The sequence below is a fragment of the Limosilactobacillus agrestis genome (assembly GCF_014145585.1).
GTDB classification, from domain to species: Bacteria; Bacillota; Bacilli; order Lactobacillales; family Lactobacillaceae; genus Limosilactobacillus; species Limosilactobacillus agrestis.
Genome location: NZ_JACIVF010000018.1, coordinates 95539 through 115052 on the forward strand (window position 1 = coordinate 95539; position 19514 = coordinate 115052).

Below are 19514 nucleotides of genomic sequence, written 5' to 3' on the forward strand. Positions count from 1 at the left end.
CCCTCCTAATTAAAGTGCAAAACAATTACAATCGCACTGCCAATTGAAACAGCAGTTAGAATCGCTTCAATTCCTCTTGTGGGTCCACTAATCAAATTCCCTGAAACTAAATCCCGTGCCGCATTAGTTAAAGGCACTCCAGGAACAAGGGGCATAACCGCACCAATAATAATATCATTAATATTATTGGCAAGGTGCATTTTAACAAATATTACTGCCAAAATACCTATAATTAAGGAAGAACAAAACTCTCCTAAATACTGAATCTTAAACTTTCGTAAGAGATAGGAAAATGCTGCATAACCTACGCCACCTGCAAGAAAGCCAGCCCAAGAATCAGAAACATTGCCTGTAAAGACAATCATCAATGCACCGCTTAAAATTGCTGCGGCAAATGATTCATACCAGTTTTGCCATCCTAGCATCTTTTTGCGATCAATCTTTTTTAATTTAGCAAACGCTTGTGGAACATCAATTTTGCGACGTGCTAATTCGCGAGAAACTTCATTGACCTCTGCAATTTTACTTAAATTATTTTTTCGATGACGAATAGTAATTACTTGGGCATTAGGCTCATTAATTGTCCCCACTACAATTCCGGTTACGGTTGTAAAGGCCTGAAAGCCACGGAGTCCAGCACTTTTTGCCATTCGGGATAAGGTGTCGTTAACTCGTTCCATATTTGATCCATTTTCAATTAAAAGTCTTCCGGCTAGCAAACAAGTTTTTAGTGCTAATGCTTGTCGTTGTTTTGTTAGCATCTTTTCACCTTCTCTGTTCAAGGATATTTATTATTATCCTCTATTGAGATAAGGAGCTCAACACAAAAAAACGACCGGAAATCCAGTCGTTTTTTGTTTTTGTATTTAGTCTTTAACTACATTTGCAGCTTGAAGGCCACGTTCGCCCTCTTCAACTTCAAATGTAACATGTTGTCCTTCGCTCAATGACTTAAAGCCATCCCCTTGAATAGCAGAAAAATGAACAAATACGTCATCGCCGCTTTCACGGGTAATGAAGCCATACCCCTTATCGTCATTAAACCATTTAACAGTTCCTTGTTCCATATTGGAAATCCTCCTGTGCATCAAGCACTAATATAATTTGTAATTCATCTCAGGTGAAGAGATCCATTTGCAATGAAACAATCGAACCAACCGCACTTAAAAAAACTACAAAAACAATTGTATCACATAAGCCATCATTTACATAATTAATCTTTATTTTCTTGAGCTGTGTCAGGTTCAATAAAAATATTATGTGAGGCCTTATATGAGACATTTATTTCCTGGTCATCATCTTCTTTTCGAATCACAATCGGCCCTTCAAAAGGTTCATGACGAATTACAATAACCTGTTCTTGAGGCCGTAATCCTAACTCTTCTAAGTAAGTTAGGAGTTCGTGATTATCCAGGAATCGTTCTAATTCAACTTTTTCTCCATCATCAGCATCCGCCAATAAACGATGTGTTACATCTGGAAACTTACCATTAGCCGACGGAATTACTCCACCATGCGGACAATGGTCAGGGTGATGCAAAAAAGTATCTAGGGCCGTTGCTAGTCGATCACTTGTCTGATGTTCAAGAATTTCTGCTTCTGAATGGACATCTGCAAAGTTATAGTGAAGTTTATCTACTAAAAACGTTTCCCACAAACGATGCTTCCGCACTAATTCTGCAGCGTATTTCTGTCCTTTTTCAGTTAACGAAATGCCAGCATACGGTTCATGAACAACCAGCCCTTCGTCAGCCAACTTAGAAATCATCTCGGTTACTGATCCAGCGGCAATTCCTAGTCCAAGGGAAATCTCTTTATTAGAAACTTTTTTATGACTACCACCTAATTCAAAAATAATTTTTAGATAGTCTTCCTTCATTGGAGTCAAATCGTTTCACCTCTGGGTATTAAAATTTGGCCTACGATCGGTCATTATGTGTTTTTATATATTAACATTGAACCCAAATTGATTATAGCATATTATTAAAAGTGTAGTTTGGAAAGCCTAACTTTTTTGTTATAAGCTTTTTATAAACCCGCAATCGATTTTTACGGAGGAGTAGGTTAATCATGGACGAAAAAGTAACAGGGAAACGGTTTTTAGCAGTTACCCTCCTAAATATAATAATTACAATTGTTGAGATCCTCGGAGGTATTCTTTCAGGAAGTTTAGCCTTACTATCGGATGCTTTTCATAACTTAGGGGATTCGCTTTCCATTGTATTAGGCTATTTTGCCCAGCATATTGGCGGACAACCAGAAAATCAGCAACGAACCTATGGCTACCGTCGAGCAGAAATCCTCTCAGCATTAACTAACAGTATTTTCTTAATTGTTGTCTCTGTCTTTTTAATTATTGAAGCTATTAAACGGTTAGAGCATCCCCAGCATATTAATGGGGGCATTATGTTAACTGTGGCTGTAATTGGTCTCCTTGCAAACTTTATTTCAGCAGCACTCTTACATGCTGGAAGTGAAGATAGCTTAAATGTTAAGGCAACCTATCTCCACATTCTAAGTGATGCCCTCTCTTCAGTTGCTGTTATCATTGGAGGAATCATTCTTACCTTTGTCAATGTTCCCTGGCTTGATCCTGCCTTGACAATCGGCGTTGCCCTCTATATCGCTTATGAAGCTTGGCCGATTATTAACCAAACCATTAAAATTCTCATGCAATCCTCCCCTGATCTTGATTACAATTCCATCGAAAAGGATTTAAAACAAATCGATGGAGTTACGGCGGTTCATCACATTCATGCATGGATGATGGATGAACACCGAATCATTTTCTCTGCCCATCTTAATTGTGATGACTTACCACTAAGCCAGGTCGAACAAATCTATAGTCAAGTAGAAAAGATCTTACATGAAAAATATGGCATTTGCCATGTTACTATTCAAGCAGAATATCGCCGTGGTAAAGATGAAGAACTATTCAATACTCCCGTTGATGAAAAAAATGTTATTAATAATAACTTTAAACAGGACTAAAATTAAAGGAAGCAAAAAGTTGAGCAAAAACTCAGCCTCTTGCTTCCTATTTTCATATAAATTAAAATAATTTTCCAACCCCGTAGTGAATCGTAATCGTAATCAAACCAATAATAATATTTCGAATAACTGCAACTTTAACAAGCCCATTACCAAGCTTAGAACTAATATAACCAGTTAGGGCACTCGTAAAGGCAACCGCTAAAATCACGGCATACCACTTATATGTCTCGGGAGCAAAAGTCATCGCCATTAACGGAATCAATCCGCCAGCAGCTGCTGAAAAAAGAGAAGAAAATGCAGCATCCCAAGGATTGAGGTAGTGGCCAAGTTCAATATCATATTTAATCCGAACAACCGTTTCTAAGGGCTTTTTATTAAGGAGGTCCTTAGCAATTTTGATTGAGGTTTCAGGAGTAACTCCTTTATTTACATAATAGTCTTTTACTGCCGCAAGCTCCCCTTCATAATCCATTTTTAAGAGTTTTTCTTCTTGAGCAACGGCAGCTTTTTCTGTATCTTTTTGCGTAGATACAGAAGCATATTCGCCAGAAGCCATTGAAAATGCACAAGCAAGCAAATCAGACAAGCCAGCAATGAAGATGGTAAAACGGTCACTTGTCGCTGCGGCTACAGATACCAGAACACCGACAACCGTTAAGATTCCATCATTTGAACCTAATACACCAGCCCGTAGTGTATTTAATTTTTCTTCCATCGTTTGCTTTTGATGCTTTTTCACCTTAATATCCATTTAATCTCATCTCCCTACCGCGCAAATAATTGTCCAATCAGGTATGTAACACCCATTGTTAATAATCCGGCAGCTGCATTCCTAATCATCGATTTAATCCGATTAGACTTTCCTAAAACTGCCGCAAAATAACCAGTAATTAACAATGCAATAAGAACTGCAATTGCGGTTGCTAAGATTCGAACATTTGCTGAAGAAACTGTAACAGCCACCATTGGTAAAATTGAACCGGTGGGGAAAGATATAAAGGACGCAATCGCCGCAGCATACGGACTTGTAAACTCATTGGGATTAAAGCCATACCGCTCTTGAACGGTTGTCCCTAAAGCGTCCTTTTCCATTAATTCTTTCGTCGCTTGTTTAGCTAGTTGAGGGGCAATATCTTGCGCTTCATATTTCTTTTGAACATAATCAAATTCATGCTGATACTGATTCTGCAGACGCTGTTTCTCACTAATCAATGCCATTTTTTGGGAGTCCTTTTGGGTCGAAACTGAGACATACTCTCCCATACACATTGAAATCATACCGGCAAGTGTTCCAGATAAGCCGGCAATTAAGATTGAACGAGCATTACTTGTTGCTGCTGCCACCCCAATAACAATTCCGGCAATCGAAATAATCCCATCATTAGCTCCCATTACACTCGCACGTAGAACATTTACCTTTTGTGCTAATGACATCTTTTTCTTGGACAAATTTATCCCTTCCCTCTCTACTTTAGAATCATTATAACATAGAGGTGGTGAAAAACAACTAAAAAACCATCAAAGCATATCATATATTAGAATCATTAAAATTACATTTTCATAAAAAACAAGTGGGAAATAATCTTCTTGACAAGGTGGTGGGCTAGCCCAGGACGATGATTCGCGCGGCATGAGCTAGTACTTAGGCTCAAGCCTTGTAGCAATGCGAAACTAATTCCACATTATCTTGCTATTGTTCGTAAAAGCAGTTGAGGCTGGGAGAAAACTTTTGTTTTATCCCAGCCTCAATAATATCAAGAAAGCAAATTATTTATTCGTAAGCTTGAACCGTATTCGTCCGAATTACAAATACTGATATTCCAGCGTGGCGAGCCATGTAAGATGCCTGGGAACCAACTGCTTTACGATTTCCCTTTTTACCAATTGAACCAACAACTAATAAGTCTGGTTGAAAAGCAGGGATAACATGATTACAAATCCGCTCAGCTGGCCGTTCACCACGATCAACAATTGCCGTAATCTTTTCTGGATCAACACCGTAATCAATTGCGGCTTGAACATATTCATTTACCCGTTGACGTAATTCGTCTTCACTACTATGAACATAATCCTTATCTAAGATTTGGTATACATTCACCCGGTCAGTTTCAAGAATTGATACAATCCCTAATTCTGACCCATCACGTTTTGCCTTATCAACCGCATATGAGAAAGCGGCACGGGCATCTGGTGCATCGTCAACACCAACGAGGATCTTCTTGAACTTCTTTGGCTTTATTTCGAACATTAGTATTCTCCTTCCTATGTTCTACACTTTAACGGTGAAGCATTACTCGCTCCTCTTCGTTAAGTCATATTCTTCATTTCTTATGTTACTACTTATCTCAATTTTGTAAATAATTATTTCGGCCTTCCTAAAATAAAAGTGGTTTATTAAAGAATTTTATAATTGTTTTGGCAAATTAATAATTACACAAAGCAGATTTTGACGGGTTATAGAACAAAATATATAATTAGGAATGTTTACTGCTTATTGTAAATACAAATGAATGGGGGTTAACTACACATGTCAATGATTGAATTTCATAATGTGCAAAAATACTATGGTAAATTCCATGCATTAAAAGATATTAATTTAATAATTGATGCTGGTGAAACGGTTGTTTTAATTGGGCCATCTGGTTCGGGGAAAAGTAGTCTGATTCGAACAATCAATGGATTAGATCCAATTAGGGATGGTCAGTTAATTGTTAACGGGTTTGACCTTGCTGATAAGAAGACCAATGTTAATTTGATTAGGAAAGACGTTGGAATGGTTTTTCAGCATTTTAACCTGTACAACAATAAGAGTGTTATCGAAAACATTATGCTCGCACCACGAATCGTGTTAAAGCGACCGGAAGCCGAGAACCATGAATTAGCAATGAAACTGCTTGATAAAGTTGGCCTAGCAAACAAAGCCGAAAGCATGCCGGCTCAATTATCTGGAGGCCAAAAGCAACGAATCGCTATCGCCCGCAGTTTGGCAATGAAACCTAAGTGCCTCCTGTTCGATGAACCAACAAGCGCCCTCGACCCTGAAATGATTGATGATGTTTTAGACGTTATGAAAGATATCGCTAAAAACTCAAATATGACTATGTTAGTGGTGACCCACGAAATGGGCTTTGCACGGGCAGTTGCTGACCGCGTAATTTTTATGGCCGATGGGCGGATCCTTGAAGATGATTCAACGGAAAAATTCTTTGGTGATCAACCTTCTACTGAACGCGCTCGCGAATTTATGAGTAAGATCAGTGGGCACTAAGGAGGCATTACAATGAAAAAGTATTGGCGATTAATTAGTCTTAGCGCCCTCATCTTTGTTACTCTCCTTACCCTTTCTGCCTGTGGTACCTCAATTGCAAAAAAAGATGTCCTTACTGAGGATATGCATAGTCAACGAATTACCTGGGGAGTAAAAGCAGATACTCGTCTCTTTGGGCTGGAAAATATTCGGACAGGGAAGTTAGAAGGATTTGAAATTGACCTCGCAACTGCTCTTACAAAAAAGATTCTGGGGCCTCAAGGAAAGCCAATTTTTGTTCCTGTAACTAGCGGAACCCGGGTGCCCCTATTAAAAAATGGTAATATTGATGCGATTATGGCAACCATGACAATTACTCCTGAACGTGCAAAACAAGTTGATTTTACCAATTCTTACTTTGATGCCGGACAATCCCTCCTCGTGAAGAAGGGCAGTCCAATTAAAAACATTAGCGATTTAAATCGGCGAGGTGCTGTAATTCTTGGGGTTTCTGGATCAAATTCAGTAAAAAACGTTGCTAAGTTTGCCCCGAAAGCACGTGTCCTTCAATTATCTGACTATGCTCAAGCAATGACTGCTCTTAAATCAAAGCAAGGGGATGCCCTTACCACTGACAATGGAATTCTCTATGGGATGGCAGCTGAAAATCCTGGTTATGAGGTTGTCGGTGGCAATTTTACTAAAGAGCCTTACGGAATTGCCGTTAATAAAAATCAGGCACGCTTCCGTAATAAATTAAACTGGGCATTACGTGAAGTTGAAAAGGATGGCACCTATAACCGTCTTCTACTCAAATGGTTTGGGAACGTTAAAGGATTTAATTATCAGGAGATGAAACGCTAATGTTAAATTTAATTATAAATGAGTGGCATCCCCTTTTAACCGGCCTATGGAATACTATTCTATGTAGCCTTATTGCATTAATTGGGAGCCTTATTATTGGAACCTTTTTTGCCCTTCTTGAGATTTCTCAACATCGGGTTTTAAAAATTATTGGATATGTTTATGTCGAAGTCTTTCGAAATATTCCGTTACTAGTGATCACAATGGCCTTTTTCCTTATTATCCCAATGTATATTGTTAAAATTAATGGATTTACTGCCGGAACAATTGGGTTGACCCTCTATACTTCTGCTTTTATCGCTGAAACTGTACGTGCGGGAATTAATTCCATTGATTCTGGACAGATGGAAGGCGCCCTCGCAAATGGTCTTACTTACGGTCAGGCAATGCGTTATATCATTTTGCCACAAGCATTTCGCGTTGTTATTCCGCCACTGGGCAACCAATTTATCAATTTGGTTAAAAACTCATCGGTACTTGCCTTTGTCGCTGGCTTTGATCTTATGTACCAAGGAAACCTAATTGCAAACGATACTTTAGCAACAATGCCAACTTATTTCATTGTCGGTATCATGTACCTTATCATTACGCTTCCCTTGAGTTATTATATGCGACATCTTGAAAAGAAATTAGCCTAGGAGGAATGATCAATGCAAAACTTTATTGACGCTTATTCATGGATTAATATTCGTTTCCTCCTAGAAGGGCTTTGGATCACAATTGAAGTTTCTGTAATTTCAATTATAATCAGCTTTATTTTAGGAACTTTTCTCGGAATTATTCGTTACGCGAATATCAAATACTTATCAGCAATTGTGGGGTTCATTATCGATATTATCCGTAATCTTCCCCTATTACTAATAATTTTCTTCACATACTTTGGCCTTCCTAATATTGGAATTAAACCAGAAATTATTCCTGCCGCAATTATGGCCCTTTCAATTTTTGAATCCGCAATGGTAGCTGAAATTGTTCGATCAGGGATAAATTCGATTGATTACGGTCAAACTGAAGGAGCACTAGCTAATGGGTTAACCAAATGGCAAGCATTACGAATTATTGTCTTACCACAAGCAATTAAGAATATGATGCCGGCTCTCGTTAGCCAGTTCATTTCATTAGTTAAGGATACATCACTTGCTACAATTATTGTCTTGCCAGAATTAATGTATCATGCCCAGATTATCTATGGTCAAAACACAAATTATATTATTCCGATGTTTATTGCTTTAGCAGTTCTATACTTTATTGTCTGCTACTCATTATCATTATTTGCACATTATTTGCATAAACACATTGCCTAAGCACAAAAAATGACGAGACTAGAAAACTTTTCTAATCTCGCCATTTTTTAATACTGAATCATAAAATCAAACCGTTGATGTTCTCCCGTTAAGCGATTAACATGTCGTTTCATCACTTGACGTCGTTGTCCAAACATCATCCAAACGGCAATTCCAATAAATACTACTAATTCAATTCCCGTCCCAATCCAATCCTGAACTGTTACTTTTCCAGTCATTAATGTTGAATCAGAAGCAATAAATGCTGTCCAGTCTAAAAGGAAGTGCATTACCATAGCTAGCCATAATTGACCTGTATAAACATAAACAGTTGCAAAAAATAGTCCAATCCCTGCTGCGCTAACTGCTTGTAAAACAGTCATTGACCATTCTTGAGGGCCATAGTTGGCAAGATGAACAATTCCGAATAAAATTGAGCTAGTAGCTAACGCTAACGGAAGTCGTTGTTTTACATTGCGCCAAGCATAGAATAAGATGCCAAGAATAGCAAAACGGAACAAGGTCTCTTCCATTACCGCAGCCTCAAATGCTGAAAGGGTAAAATCCCAATTAGCACGATGTAGAATTGGCATTTCTCCCGTATTTAAAGCCATAAAGATAATATCGATAACAACTAATCCCGCGAATATCCACCAATTAAAATCGCCACTCCAATGCGGCTTTAATCCTGGCCATGATAAGTGCCAGGTTCGCATGACGGTTGTCGTCAGAATAAAAAAGGCAACTGCCCCAACTGCACCAGTAGATAATGCTAATAATAAGAAGTGGTTATCAACCAAGTCTGTAGGTAATGCAATCAATGGCGTGAAAACCACCTGAGCTAACCAGGCAATAAATATTAAACGTTCGATGCTCCAATGCATGAGCTCACCAATTACGCTTGCAAATGGTGCAAACATAATAAAGTAATAAAAAATCATCATTGTTACAACGCCTCGAGATGGTAAATGCAATAGAACAATAATTTCTCGAACCATTACATCCCAAGCAAACACTAAAATTATCGGCTGGGTAATTACTTGTAACCATGCATTCAACTTTTTAACTAACAGGGACACATTAGGTAAGAGTTCAAAAGCTAGACCAATTCCTAAAATGATAACCATGATCAATAATGCCAATGCAACGGTTTGACGATTAAATTCATAATTACGAATCATCATCATCGCTAAAATGACCAAGGTCGCCCCAATTTGAACCCGGTACCAGATTTTTAGATAATCGTTTCCGGTCATTTTTCCTCATCCTCTCTGGGAAATATAAAATAATTGCTAAATATGATCATACCAAACAATCTCCTTAGTTTTAAGAATAAAATCTTCTTTTTTAGTTTAAACCACAAAAGAACCTGCAGGCAAAAAAGCCGCAAGTTCTTTTATTGTTTATTTTGTGTTTCCAGTTACAACTGGTTGCTTCTCTTTACCATTTCTCTTTTTAGGATGTTGCTGGGAGTTCCGGTGAGAATGATTACTTGGTCGTTCATTTTTATGATTATTCTTGTTGTTTGGTCGCCGATAGTGTTGATTTTCTGAACGATTATTACCGTTTAAGATTGTCACCATCGGAATAATCACTGGACGACGACCGGTGCGATCATAAAGTAATTTTTGCAAACGACTGATAATTGTCCGGTTTAATACCCGTTGATCAACGTGCTTGTGATTTTTAAATGTATTAAGGATTGCCCAGAATACTTCATGATTAGCTGCCTTAATCAGTTCTTGTGACTCATGCATATAAACAAAGCCACGAGAAACAATATCAGGCCCCGCAACAATTTGGTAATCCTTTAAGTCGACAACCGCAATTGCTGTTACGACACCTTCTTCCGAAAGTAAGCGTCGTTCGCGAATTTCGGGGTTCCCGACTGTATCTCCAGCATCACGACCATCAATATAAACATCGCTAACACTATCAATGTGGTCCGCTACCCGGCAAGAGTCCTTCGTAAGAGCTAAAACATCCCCATTTGCAAGAACAAAGCTATTTTCCTTTGGTACACCAGTCATTTCAGCCAACTTAGTGTGAATCTTTTGCATTCGGTATTCACCGTGAACGGGAGCAAAGAACTTAGGCTTCATTAACCGTAACATAAATTCTTCATCGACTTGACCACCGTGTCCTGATGTGTGGATATTATTAACATACCCGTGAATTACATTAGCCCCGCTTTCCTCAAGCTTATTAATAAGGGCATTAACACTAGTAGTATTTCCTGGAATTGGGTTACTAGAAAAGACAACTGTATCTTCTGGCTGAATAGTAATTTGGCGGTGTGTACCATTAGCAATTCGACTAAGGGCTGCCATTGGTTCACCCTGCGACCCAGTACACATGATCAATACTTTCTCCGGTGGGTAATTGTTAATTTCATTCTGGTCAATAAGCGAATCTTTCGGAATATTAAGATAGCCTAATTCTTGACCAGCAGTAATTGCATTTTCCATACTACGACCAAAGACCGCGATCTTTCGTCCTTGCGCAATTGCAGCATCAGATGCTTCACGCAACCGGTAAACGTTAGATGCAAATGAAGCAAAGATAATGCGTCCTTTAATGCGCTCAAAAATCCGGCGAATATGGATATCAACCCAACGTTCGGACTTTGTAAATTCTGGTCGTTCTGCGTTCGTACTATCTGACGTTAGGAGAAGAACCCCATCATCCCCTAATTTAGCCATTTGTTGAAGATTAGGACCGGGCAAATTACCAACTGGTGTCAAGTCAAACTTAAAGTCACCAGTCTGAACAATTGTTCCTTGGGGAGTATGAACTGCAATCCCCAATGTGTCAGGAATTGAGTGGGTTGTTCGGAAGAAGCTCACCCATAACTTCTTAAAATGCACTTCATCAAATTCATTAATTTCATGCAATTCGGCATTTCTTAGTAAGTGTTTTTCTTCTAATTTACCCTTAATTAATGACATTGCGAAGGGCCCTGCATAAATAGGTGCATTGACCTTTTGTAAGAGGAATGGTAATCCTCCAATGTGGTCCTCGTGACCGTGAGTAATAAAAATTCCCTTAATCTTATCTTTATTTTCAATGAGGTAATCATAATTTTGAATTACGTAATCTACCCCTAGCAATTCATCTTCGGGGAATAAAACTCCACAGTCAATAACAATAATTTCATCTTGGAATTGTACACAATACATATTTTTACCAATTTCACCAAGGCCACCCATGGCGTAAAAGGCAACTTCATTGTTTTTAATCTTTAATTTTGTCATAATACCTTTCCTTTTATAGATTTTTATCATGTTAATTAACGGAATTTAAGTAAGCCAAAAGAACCGCTTTGTTCTGACAAGGTCGGTTATTGATATTTATTTTATTATTGGCACTTAATCTTAATTATTTAATCCGTACGTAAAACTAACTATTATTTTACCACATCTGCAAAATTGAAGGTAGTAATAAATAAAAGAGTGATAAATAATCAGCTAAATACAATGATTATTCACCACTTTCCTATTCTTGTATTTTAATCTTCTTCTGGCAATTGTTCTTCTTTTTCTTTCCATGCTGTTAGCCAATCAACAACGGGCTCACCATCTTTTTGGAATTTAACATTTGTTAATTGCGATAAGATTTCTTGGTATACTGGCTTACTAAGGCGAATACTAATCTCAACTAACTTACTATGTCCCATAAATTGATTATCACGCAATATCTGGTTAATCGTCGCAATCAACCCATTTTCAACATGTGATCCTAAAATCTCTAAACTTTCCTTATTATATTGACTAACATAAAAATTAACAAACGAATTAAGGGCAGTTTCTTTAGCCTCAGTACTTAATTCATTGTAAGTCATAGTCATGTATGGTCGTCCCTTTCTACTTTTCTTCATTTTAACCATATCACAAAGTTTAAGGCACGTTAATCCTTCATCGTTCGCGTACGAATATGCAGACTTGTTTGTTGACCATCAATAACTGCATAGACCTCTTTAGTTGGTTCTTCTGCTAGTGGGCCAAGATTAATTTCACCTTTCTTTTCACCAGTCTGCTTCACTTCCATAATACAATCGGCAATAAAGCGAATAAAAATTTGATGTAGTTCACGACGTTTGTGTTCCTTTTTAACGGCCATTGCAAGAGTATAACCTTGGTCCAAAAAGTCCTTAATCGTAAAAACCTGAAACATCACAGGTAAGGTAAAATAGTGATTTTTATTCTGTTCATCTTGTTCGGATTTAATGTACCCTTTTTTCTCCCAGTACCTTAACTGACTAGTCGATACATCAGTTACACGGGCCATCTCACTCATACTAATCTTCAATTCTTTACTAGCGATCAATTTCCTAATTTTTTCCGAAAGCGGATCCATTATTTTCCTCCAAAGTATATATTTTAATCATAAATTACCAAAAATCTGATATCTTTGTCAAATCATTTGACAAAGATATCAGATAGTATTATTATTTTCACATTGCAAAAAATGTAAAGGAGGATTCTATTAGTGAATCAAAAGCAACAACCTGTTGATATTAATGGTAATAGCTACAATCGTTCCCTTATGATCTTAGTATTATTAATTGGGGCCTTTTGTACAATTTTAAATCAGACTATTTTATCAACTGCCTTCCCAGCATTAATGGATGCGTTTAATATCAGTACTGCAACTGTCCAATGGTTAACTACTGGTTTCTTAATGGTAAACGGAATTATGATTCCTGTTAGTGCTTATCTTACTGGTCGGTTTAACACCAAAAGTCTATTCATTATTGCCATGTCAATTTTTGAAATCGGGACTATTATGGCATGGCTAACACCATCATTCAGTATCCTGTTAGCAGGCCGACTTATTCAAGCAATTGGTGTCGGAATTAATATGCCCTTAATGCAAAATATTATGCTTACTGTATATCCACCAGAAAAGCGGGGTGCCGCCATGGGAGTTAATGGTTTAGTGATTGGACTAGCTCCTGCTATTGGCCCAACTTTATCTGGATGGGTTATTGATAATTATAGCTGGCGTTGGCTTTTTGGAATGATCGTGCCAATCGCCGCTTTAGTAATTATTGCCAGTATCTTTTTGGTTAAAAATGTTATTCCTAACACTAGACCTAGTCTTGACTGGCCCTCGGTTATTATTTCAACTTTAGGATTTGGAAGCATGCTTTATGGTTTCTCTAGCGTTGGTAACAAAGGGTGGACAAATCCGATCGTCCTTTCCACAATTATAATTGGGGCTGTCTTAGTCGTTTTCTTAGTTCTTCGCCAAAACAAATTAGACAACCCATTTCTCGAATTTAAGGTTTTTGAAAGTAAAGAATTTTCACTGGCAACGATTTTAAGTTCGATCGTTATGATGGCCATGGTTGGGGTAGAATTTGTTATTCCACTTTATCTTCAAATAATTCATGGAATGTCAGCCTTTCATTCCGGCCTTACCCTCTTATTTGGGGCCTTATTCATGGGATTCATGAGTCCAATTACAGGAAACTTATTCGATCGTCATGGAGCAAAACGGTTAGCTTTTACTGGAATGTTCATTCTTAGTATTGGAACAATTCCATTTGCCTTTATCAACCGTGATACCCCGACAATCTATATTATCTTCCTTTACGCCGTGCGAATGTTTGGTATTTCAATGGTAATGATGCCCGTTACAACTGCCGGAATGAATTCCCTTCCAGCTAATTTAATTTCTCACGGAACCGCGGTTAATAACACTATTCGCCAAGTGGCTACTTCAGTCGGAACTGCAATTATGATTTCTGTCCTGACTAACGTTACGAATAGTAATAAACCAGCACACTCATTACTTGTGCAAGCACCCTTGCAATATAAGGCAAAGATGTTTGATGCCACTTTAATGGGTTACCACGCAGCCTTCTGGTTTGCCATTGTTTTCTCACTCCTTGGCCTTATTCTTACCCTCTTTGTTACAAGTGGTAACGGAATCCATGTCCGCCTCGATAGTAATGATATCATTGAACCAGCTGATGAAGGAGGTAAGAAATAATGGTTATTATCTTAACTTTTCTGGGTGCAATTGCATTCTTTGCCTGCATGATGTTTACCCAACAAAAAGTCCTACGAATTATCTTAACAACCCTTACTGGAATCATTTTTGTCGGTTCAACAACATTAATGACCCTTAACTACAGTCATCATTTTGGTATGCACAAAGTTACAACCACATCAACTAAACGTATCTACTCAGCTTCAAATTCATCAATGCCTCTCGCCCTCTACCAACCAGTTGGAAAGAGTGGTCAAGATAACGTTTATATTTACAACACCAAACCAAAACAAAAAACACCTCAACATACACAAGCAAATGAGTACACATTTAGTAGAATTAAATGGACACAAGATGATACTCCTCAATTAATTACAACTGAAGTTCGTTGGAAATATAAAAATAATTTCTATCGAACACTTTATGCATGGTCAGGAATGGATAACACGTTGGTTAAACGAACCAATGTATTAGAATATCCTCAAACATATATTAAATTAACAACTAGTCAGGCCAAACAGCTCTCAAAGGTCGCAAATTCGGCAGCTGGAAAGCAATTACAAGCACAAGCAGCAGAACAAGGACGGGCCTTTGTTACATCCAAGGTTCAAGCGGCAATAGCCAAAAATCCGCATATGACTGCTAAACAAATTCAAAAAGTATCAGCACAAGCAGAACAAGAATTCCAGGCGCAAAGTGTTAAACAGATTTTAAAACAAGTTAAGGAAACAGAGAATTAACTATTAATTCTCGCCCCCTTATATAACAAAAAGGGCTCGAAACAGAAATCACTCGTGACTTCATTTTTCGACGCGAAGCTAGCCTCTGAGAGCCCTGCAAGCAATAAGGCCTCTAATGTTCGGTAAAACCGAGCATTGGAGGCCATTGTTGTACTGCGCTATTTGTCTTTTGTGAAAGGAACCTAACTGATGTCGCAACCCCTTTTATTTACTCTGCTTCTCAATTTAAGATAATGTAGCAAATACTGGTGGCAAGTCTGACGTAAATGTCATTTGTTTAAGAGTGAAAGGATCATTAAAACTAATTTTACTTGCATGAAGCAGTTGATGCCCATACTTATTAGTATCACCGCCATAAAGATGATCACCAATCAAAGGATGACCAATAGCGGCAAAGTGAACCCTAATCTGGTGTGTTCGCCCGGTGTGAAGTCTTACTCGTACGCGTGTCCAATTTACGTCTCGTTCTTCAACCCAATACTCGGTCAAAGCTTGTTGCCCATTTTTATCAATTACACGTGCAGCTTGTCCATCCTGCCTTCCAATCGGCTTGTTAATTTCGCCATGTTCGTCCATAATTTGTCCTTCTACTAAGGCGGTATACTCCTTCAGCATTTGATGTTGCTGTACTTGCTGACTGATCATGCTAGAGGCAATATGATGCTTAGCAATAAGGAGGAGTCCTCCCGTAAAGCGATCCAACCGTGTAATCAAGTGGGGACGAAGATCTATGGAATTATTTGTAATTAAATACCCTTTTACTCGATTTAAAACTGTATCATTTTGAATGGTTGGTCCTGGAATAGAAGTTACACCTGCTGGCTTATCTACTACCAACCAATTATTATCTTCATAAACAATATCTAAGGGTTCATTACTAATTTTAACAGTATCATCAGCTAACTCTGGCTGGGCCTTAACAGTTAAAGGCTGATTAGGAAGAATTTGGGTTGTTGGTCGCACCTTCCGATAATCAACAAGAAATTCTCCTTCCCCGTTTTTAAGATCATTGAATAATCGATGCCCCATCCCCAATGACTGAAGATACTTCTTTATTTTAATAGGTTCAGTACCTTGGTATATCCATGTGTTTTCCATTTTAATTTCCTCCATCTACATTAATAAAAGATACAAAAAAAGAGCTGATGACCTAAATCACAGCTCTTTAATATTAGAACGGTCCGTACGAGACTCGAACTCGTGATCTCATCCGTGACAGGGATGCGTCCTAAACCAACTAGACCAACGGACCAACTTAACAACAAGTAAAAGTATACGAAATTTCTAGAAATTAGTCAACAAAAATCTAAAATTATTTTTAACTTTTCGTCTTTCCTATCTGTACCGTAAAAATTCTCAATAGTTTATAATGAAAGTACAGCTATTATTAAGGAGGAGTTTTTAATGCAGCAGTTGGGCAAACGCCTATTAAACTGGTGGTCTAAATATTCAAAAATTATAAAAGTAGTCTTTGTGACTTCGGTTCTGATCTTTGTCATTCTTGCTCTTGGCAATTTTTTCAAAACCGTTAAATGGCATGCAGTTGGAGTTGGCTTGTCAAACCTATCTTGGGCCAACATCACTCTTTTATTGATTACAGGATGCATTGCTGTTGTTCCTATGTTAGGTTATGATTTTGCTATTACCCATTTATTACCCGGGAAATTTAAGAAATCATACATCATTCGTTGTGGGTGGATAACTAACACACTTACCAACATTGCCGGTTTTGGGGGCATTCTTGGTTCAACTTTACGAGCATATTTTTATCGAAAAAATGCAACTAAAAAGGAAATTCTCCTTGCAATTTCAAAAATTGCTGTTTTCTTGCTTTCAGGACTTTCTGTTCTTTGTTGGATTGCCTTAATTATCATGTTCGGGTTCCATGATGGAGGCCATTTTAATCAATATGCTCTTTGGCTTGTCGGTGGTGGTCTTTATTTCCCAATTATTTTTTATATTACCGTTATCCACAATAACAAGGTCTTTAAGGATGTCACTCCCAAAGTAGGAACTTTCTTAATTACTAGTTCAACTTGCGAATGGTTATTTGTCGCCCTTTTTTTCTTACTGGTCGGCTGGTGCTTAGGAATTAGGCATAATTTAATAAGTGTTCTACCATTATATGTTGTAGCCCAGGTCTTAGGAATTCTTTCCATGATTCCAGGTGCACTGGGATCGTTTGACCTTTTAATGATGTTAGAACTATCATTACTGGGAGTACCACGAACAACTTCTGTCATTTGGTTATTATTATTCCGAATTTTCTATTACCTTATTCCATTATTTATTGCAGGAATTATTTTCTTACATTCCCTTGCTGCCCAAGTTAACCAATTCTTTGATGGACTTCCACTATTAATGGTCCATAAAACCGCCTATTTCTTAATAACCACTTTTATGTATACTTCTGGGATTTTAATGCTTATTACGGCTTCCGTTCCAGATATTACTGCCCAAAATAAAATTATTGCGCGTCTGTATCCATATACCTTTTTCTTCTTACACCAATTAACTACTATTCTCTTTGCTCTCGCAATGATTGCCTGTGCAAGAGGGTTACAATCAAAAGTCAAAAAAGCTTATCTTCCGACCTTGATTCTCCTCGTAATTGGAATTGCCAATACTATTTGGAATCTCGGCACCATTAGTTTAACAATCTATCTTATTATTGTACTGGTATTAGTTTTATTATCACGACATGTCCTTTATCGTAAAAAACTAGAATATTCAATTGGTAAATTTACCGTTGATAGTTTAATTTTTGCTGGATCTTGTATTTTATACGTCCTTGTTGGCGTTATCAATGCACCCCAGTATTCCAGCAAACACCATATTCCAAATTTCTTTTTCTTTCCAGGCGAAAAACTTTGGCTTTCCGGACTATTCGGTTTAATCATTGGTCTTTTGTTAATCTTCTTCATCCTTCGCTATTTTATGGCTGGTAAAGACCCATTTAATATGCCAATTATTTTTAATGCTAATCGTGTAAAAAATGTAATTAAAGAGTACGGCGGTAATGAGACAAGCCATCTTGCTTTTCTTAAAGATAAGGCTATTTACTATTATAGTGTGGATGATCACGATAAATTATTTTTTATGTATCGACGTAAATATGATCGATTAATTGTAATGGGGGATCCCGTTGGTGATAAAAAAAGTTGGCGCCCTGCGCTTCATCAATTTATTCATGAAGCAGATCAATACGATTACCAATTAGTTTTTTATGAAGTATCTAGTGATATGACGATGCTTCTTCATGAATTTGGCTTTGACTTTATTAAAACTGGTGAAACCGGGCTTGTTAAGCTAGCTGACTTTACGCTTGCTGGTAAACGACAACGATCGCAACGGGCCTTAATGCATAAGTTCGACCGAGAAGGATATACCTTTTCAGTTGAACAGCCACCTTTTAGTAAAGAACAATTGGCCGAAATGAAAAAGGTATCTGACAGTTGGCTTGGTGATGAAGTTGAAAAAGGCTTCTCACTGGGATTCTTTTCTCCATATTATATTAACCAGGCACCAGTTGGCATTGTTCGCAATAAAAATGGTAAAATGGTCGCCTTTGCAACCTTTATGCCAACAGGAAGCAAAAAAATTCTGACAATTGATCTAATGCGACATAGTAAAGATGCGCCTTCTGGAATTATGGATAAAATTTTTGTTAGTATGTTTCAATACGGACAACAAAACGGATACACTTACTTTGATTTAGGAATGGCTCCCCTTTCTAATGTCGGTGAATATCAATCTAGTTTTATTGAGGAAAAAGCAGCGCATTTTATTTATGAATATGGCTACCACTTATATGGCTTCCAAGGGTTACGTCATTACAAAGATAAATATGCTACAGTTTGGTATTCCCGTTACACTGCCTTTCGGAAAAAGAATTCAATTATTGCCACAATGATGATTTTAGTCAGTGTTGTTAATCAGCGTGTTGATCAACAAAAGCACCGGACAATTTTTTGGTGGATTACCAAAAACTAATCGGTACATGCTAAGAATGGAATAGCTGACAACGTTGCTCACAACTAATTTACAATATAAGCTCCCTCTTCGGGTTATCGCTAAGTGTTAACCCGAAGAGGGAGCTTATTTGTTGAGAAAATTTGAATTATCGGGAATGTGAAACTAATTATTAATTCTTTATTCTCGAAGTTTTACGGCCCACTCTATGTAACTTTCATATCCCCCAACGGAACCAGTTTATGACTCTATCCCCTCACCTTGTAAGATATTAAATAAGAGACTGTGACACAAATCCTTTAAATAAAAAACAGTTCAGAATTGACGTGTACCCTTAAAGTTGGAACCTGTATGTTCTTGCTTTAAAATTGAATAAATATTTTTCTAGGCAACTAGATTCTGCTCATATTGAAGTGG

Annotated in this window: 19 protein-coding genes and 1 tRNA gene; 8 read left to right on the plus strand and 12 right to left on the minus strand. The window is 37.6% G+C overall.

Annotated features, from left to right (window positions below; translation table 11 throughout):
• Positions 1–5: 5 nt before the first annotated feature.
• The 3 genes from H5R88_RS01640 to H5R88_RS01650 form a co-directional block, all read right to left on the minus strand.
• Positions 6–761 carry a threonine/serine exporter family protein gene (locus H5R88_RS01640; RefSeq protein ID WP_182578710.1) on the minus strand — a complete coding sequence of 252 codons (756 nt, stop codon included), beginning with the start codon at positions 759–761 and terminating at the stop codon, positions 6–8.
• Between the two features lie 105 nt (positions 762–866).
• Positions 867–1067 carry a cold-shock protein gene (locus tag H5R88_RS01645; protein ID WP_003672521.1) on the minus strand — a complete coding sequence of 67 codons (201 nt, stop codon included), beginning with the start codon at positions 1065–1067 and terminating at the stop codon, positions 867–869.
• 146 nt (positions 1068–1213) lie between these two features.
• On the minus strand, positions 1214–1888 hold the full coding sequence (locus H5R88_RS01650) for a metal-dependent transcriptional regulator (RefSeq protein ID WP_182578709.1): 675 nt from the start codon (positions 1886–1888) through the stop codon (positions 1214–1216).
• 182 nt (positions 1889–2070) lie between these two features.
• On the opposite strand from H5R88_RS01650, the gene H5R88_RS01655 reads away from it, so the two are divergent.
• On the plus strand, positions 2071–2991 hold the full coding sequence (locus tag H5R88_RS01655) for a cation diffusion facilitator family transporter (RefSeq protein ID WP_182600095.1): 921 nt from the start codon (positions 2071–2073) through the stop codon (positions 2989–2991).
• A 61-nt stretch (positions 2992–3052) separates the two neighbouring features.
• Here H5R88_RS01655 and H5R88_RS01660 read toward each other — a convergent pair whose 3' ends face one another.
• From H5R88_RS01660 to H5R88_RS01670, 3 genes are all read right to left on the minus strand, one after another.
• Complete coding sequence (locus tag H5R88_RS01660; RefSeq protein ID WP_182578707.1) at positions 3053–3745, minus strand: VIT1/CCC1 transporter family protein; 693 nt, start codon at positions 3743–3745, stop codon at positions 3053–3055.
• Positions 3746–3759: 14 nt separating this feature from the next.
• Positions 3760–4443 (minus strand): VIT1/CCC1 transporter family protein, encoded by a 684-nt coding sequence (locus H5R88_RS01665; RefSeq protein WP_182600096.1) that lies wholly within the window; start codon positions 4441–4443, stop codon positions 3760–3762.
• A 322-nt stretch (positions 4444–4765) separates the two neighbouring features.
• Positions 4766–5242, minus strand: coding sequence for a universal stress protein (locus H5R88_RS01670; protein ID WP_182578705.1), 477 nt, complete (start codon positions 5240–5242; stop codon positions 4766–4768).
• A 279-nt stretch (positions 5243–5521) separates the two neighbouring features.
• Here H5R88_RS01670 and H5R88_RS01675 point away from each other — a divergent pair, with 279 nt between their 5' ends.
• Genes H5R88_RS01675 through H5R88_RS01690 form a run of 4 tightly spaced genes read left to right on the plus strand, consistent with a single transcriptional unit; the run spans position 5522 to position 8409 of the window.
• On the plus strand, positions 5522–6262 hold the full coding sequence (locus tag H5R88_RS01675) for an amino acid ABC transporter ATP-binding protein (protein ID WP_269448352.1): 741 nt from the start codon (positions 5522–5524) through the stop codon (positions 6260–6262).
• Positions 6263–6274: 12 nt separating this feature from the next.
• The gene (locus H5R88_RS01680) at positions 6275–7105 is read left to right on the plus strand and encodes a transporter substrate-binding domain-containing protein (protein WP_182578704.1); all 831 of its coding nucleotides are present in this window, start codon (positions 6275–6277) and stop codon (positions 7103–7105) included.
• On the plus strand, positions 7105–7743 hold the full coding sequence (locus H5R88_RS01685; RefSeq protein ID WP_182600097.1) for an amino acid ABC transporter permease: 639 nt from the start codon (positions 7105–7107) through the stop codon (positions 7741–7743). Before H5R88_RS01680 ends, H5R88_RS01685 begins: the two co-directional genes overlap by 1 nt.
• A gap of 12 nt (positions 7744–7755) precedes the next feature.
• A complete protein-coding gene (locus tag H5R88_RS01690) occupies positions 7756–8409 on the plus strand; it encodes an amino acid ABC transporter permease (protein WP_182578702.1) in 654 nt (217 codons plus the stop codon).
• A gap of 47 nt (positions 8410–8456) precedes the next feature.
• On the opposite strand, the gene H5R88_RS01695 is transcribed toward H5R88_RS01690, so the two are convergent.
• The 4 genes from H5R88_RS01695 to H5R88_RS01710 form a co-directional block, all read right to left on the minus strand.
• A complete protein-coding gene (locus tag H5R88_RS01695) occupies positions 8457–9644 on the minus strand; it encodes a CPBP family intramembrane glutamic endopeptidase (RefSeq protein ID WP_182600098.1) in 1188 nt (395 codons plus the stop codon).
• A gap of 147 nt (positions 9645–9791) precedes the next feature.
• The gene (gene rnjA, locus H5R88_RS01700) at positions 9792–11642 is read right to left on the minus strand and encodes a ribonuclease J1 (RefSeq protein ID WP_182578700.1); all 1851 of its coding nucleotides are present in this window, start codon (positions 11640–11642) and stop codon (positions 9792–9794) included.
• Between the two features lie 254 nt (positions 11643–11896).
• Positions 11897–12235, minus strand: a complete 339-nt coding sequence (locus H5R88_RS01705; protein ID WP_182578699.1) for a DUF3368 domain-containing protein — start codon at positions 12233–12235, stop codon at positions 11897–11899.
• Positions 12236–12294: 59 nt separating this feature from the next.
• Positions 12295–12744: a MerR family transcriptional regulator gene (locus H5R88_RS01710; protein ID WP_182578698.1), complete on the minus strand. Its 450-nt coding sequence runs from the start codon at positions 12742–12744 to the stop codon at positions 12295–12297.
• A gap of 132 nt (positions 12745–12876) precedes the next feature.
• On the opposite strand from H5R88_RS01710, the gene H5R88_RS01715 reads away from it, so the two are divergent.
• A complete protein-coding gene (locus H5R88_RS01715; protein WP_182600099.1) occupies positions 12877–14385 on the plus strand; it encodes an MDR family MFS transporter in 1509 nt (502 codons plus the stop codon).
• Positions 14385–15125: a DUF4811 domain-containing protein gene (locus H5R88_RS01720; RefSeq protein ID WP_182600100.1), complete on the plus strand. Its 741-nt coding sequence runs from the start codon at positions 14385–14387 to the stop codon at positions 15123–15125. The genes H5R88_RS01715 and H5R88_RS01720 overlap by 1 nt, the downstream gene beginning before the upstream one ends.
• A 225-nt stretch (positions 15126–15350) precedes the next feature.
• Here the strand turns inward: H5R88_RS01720 and H5R88_RS01725 are convergent, their stop codons facing one another.
• A complete protein-coding gene (locus H5R88_RS01725; protein ID WP_182600101.1) occupies positions 15351–16223 on the minus strand; it encodes an RluA family pseudouridine synthase in 873 nt (290 codons plus the stop codon).
• A gap of 79 nt (positions 16224–16302) precedes the next feature.
• Positions 16303–16377 (minus strand) — tRNA-Asp (locus tag H5R88_RS01730).
• 152 nt (positions 16378–16529) lie between these two features.
• Here H5R88_RS01730 and mprF point away from each other — a divergent pair.
• Complete coding sequence (gene mprF, locus H5R88_RS01735; RefSeq protein WP_182600102.1) at positions 16530–19118, plus strand: bifunctional lysylphosphatidylglycerol flippase/synthetase MprF; 2589 nt, start codon at positions 16530–16532, stop codon at positions 19116–19118.
• Positions 19119–19514: the final 396 nt, after the last annotated feature.

What these genes read in the sequence shown, in the direction of transcription:
- mprF (WP_182600102.1), top strand. Translation starts at nt 16,530, where the DNA reads ATGCAGCAGTTGGGCAAACGCCTATTAAACTGGTGGTCTAAATATTCA.
- H5R88_RS01720 (WP_182600100.1), top strand. Translation starts at nt 14,385, where the DNA reads ATGGTTATTATCTTAACTTTTCTGGGTGCAATTGCATTCTTTGCCTGC.
- H5R88_RS01680 (WP_182578704.1), top strand. Translation starts at nt 6,275, where the DNA reads ATGAAAAAGTATTGGCGATTAATTAGTCTTAGCGCCCTCATCTTTGTT.
- H5R88_RS01645 (WP_003672521.1), bottom strand. Translation starts at nt 1,067, where the DNA reads ATGGAACAAGGAACTGTTAAATGGTTTAATGACGATAAGGGGTATGGC.
- H5R88_RS01685 (WP_182600097.1), top strand. Translation starts at nt 7,105, where the DNA reads ATGTTAAATTTAATTATAAATGAGTGGCATCCCCTTTTAACCGGCCTA.
- H5R88_RS01640 (WP_182578710.1), bottom strand. Translation starts at nt 761, where the DNA reads ATGCTAACAAAACAACGACAAGCATTAGCACTAAAAACTTGTTTGCTA.
- H5R88_RS01725 (WP_182600101.1), bottom strand. Translation starts at nt 16,223, where the DNA reads ATGGAAAACACATGGATATACCAAGGTACTGAACCTATTAAAATAAAG.
- H5R88_RS01660 (WP_182578707.1), bottom strand. Translation starts at nt 3,745, where the DNA reads ATGGATATTAAGGTGAAAAAGCATCAAAAGCAAACGATGGAAGAAAAA.
- H5R88_RS01710 (WP_182578698.1), bottom strand. Translation starts at nt 12,744, where the DNA reads ATGGATCCGCTTTCGGAAAAAATTAGGAAATTGATCGCTAGTAAAGAA.
- H5R88_RS01655 (WP_182600095.1), top strand. Translation starts at nt 2,071, where the DNA reads ATGGACGAAAAAGTAACAGGGAAACGGTTTTTAGCAGTTACCCTCCTA.
- H5R88_RS01690 (WP_182578702.1), top strand. Translation starts at nt 7,756, where the DNA reads ATGCAAAACTTTATTGACGCTTATTCATGGATTAATATTCGTTTCCTC.
- H5R88_RS01695 (WP_182600098.1), bottom strand. Translation starts at nt 9,644, where the DNA reads ATGACCGGAAACGATTATCTAAAAATCTGGTACCGGGTTCAAATTGGG.
- H5R88_RS01675 (WP_269448352.1), top strand. Translation starts at nt 5,522, where the DNA reads ATGTCAATGATTGAATTTCATAATGTGCAAAAATACTATGGTAAATTC.
- H5R88_RS01705 (WP_182578699.1), bottom strand. Translation starts at nt 12,235, where the DNA reads ATGACTATGACTTACAATGAATTAAGTACTGAGGCTAAAGAAACTGCC.
- rnjA (WP_182578700.1), bottom strand. Translation starts at nt 11,642, where the DNA reads ATGACAAAATTAAAGATTAAAAACAATGAAGTTGCCTTTTACGCCATG.
- H5R88_RS01670 (WP_182578705.1), bottom strand. Translation starts at nt 5,242, where the DNA reads ATGTTCGAAATAAAGCCAAAGAAGTTCAAGAAGATCCTCGTTGGTGTT.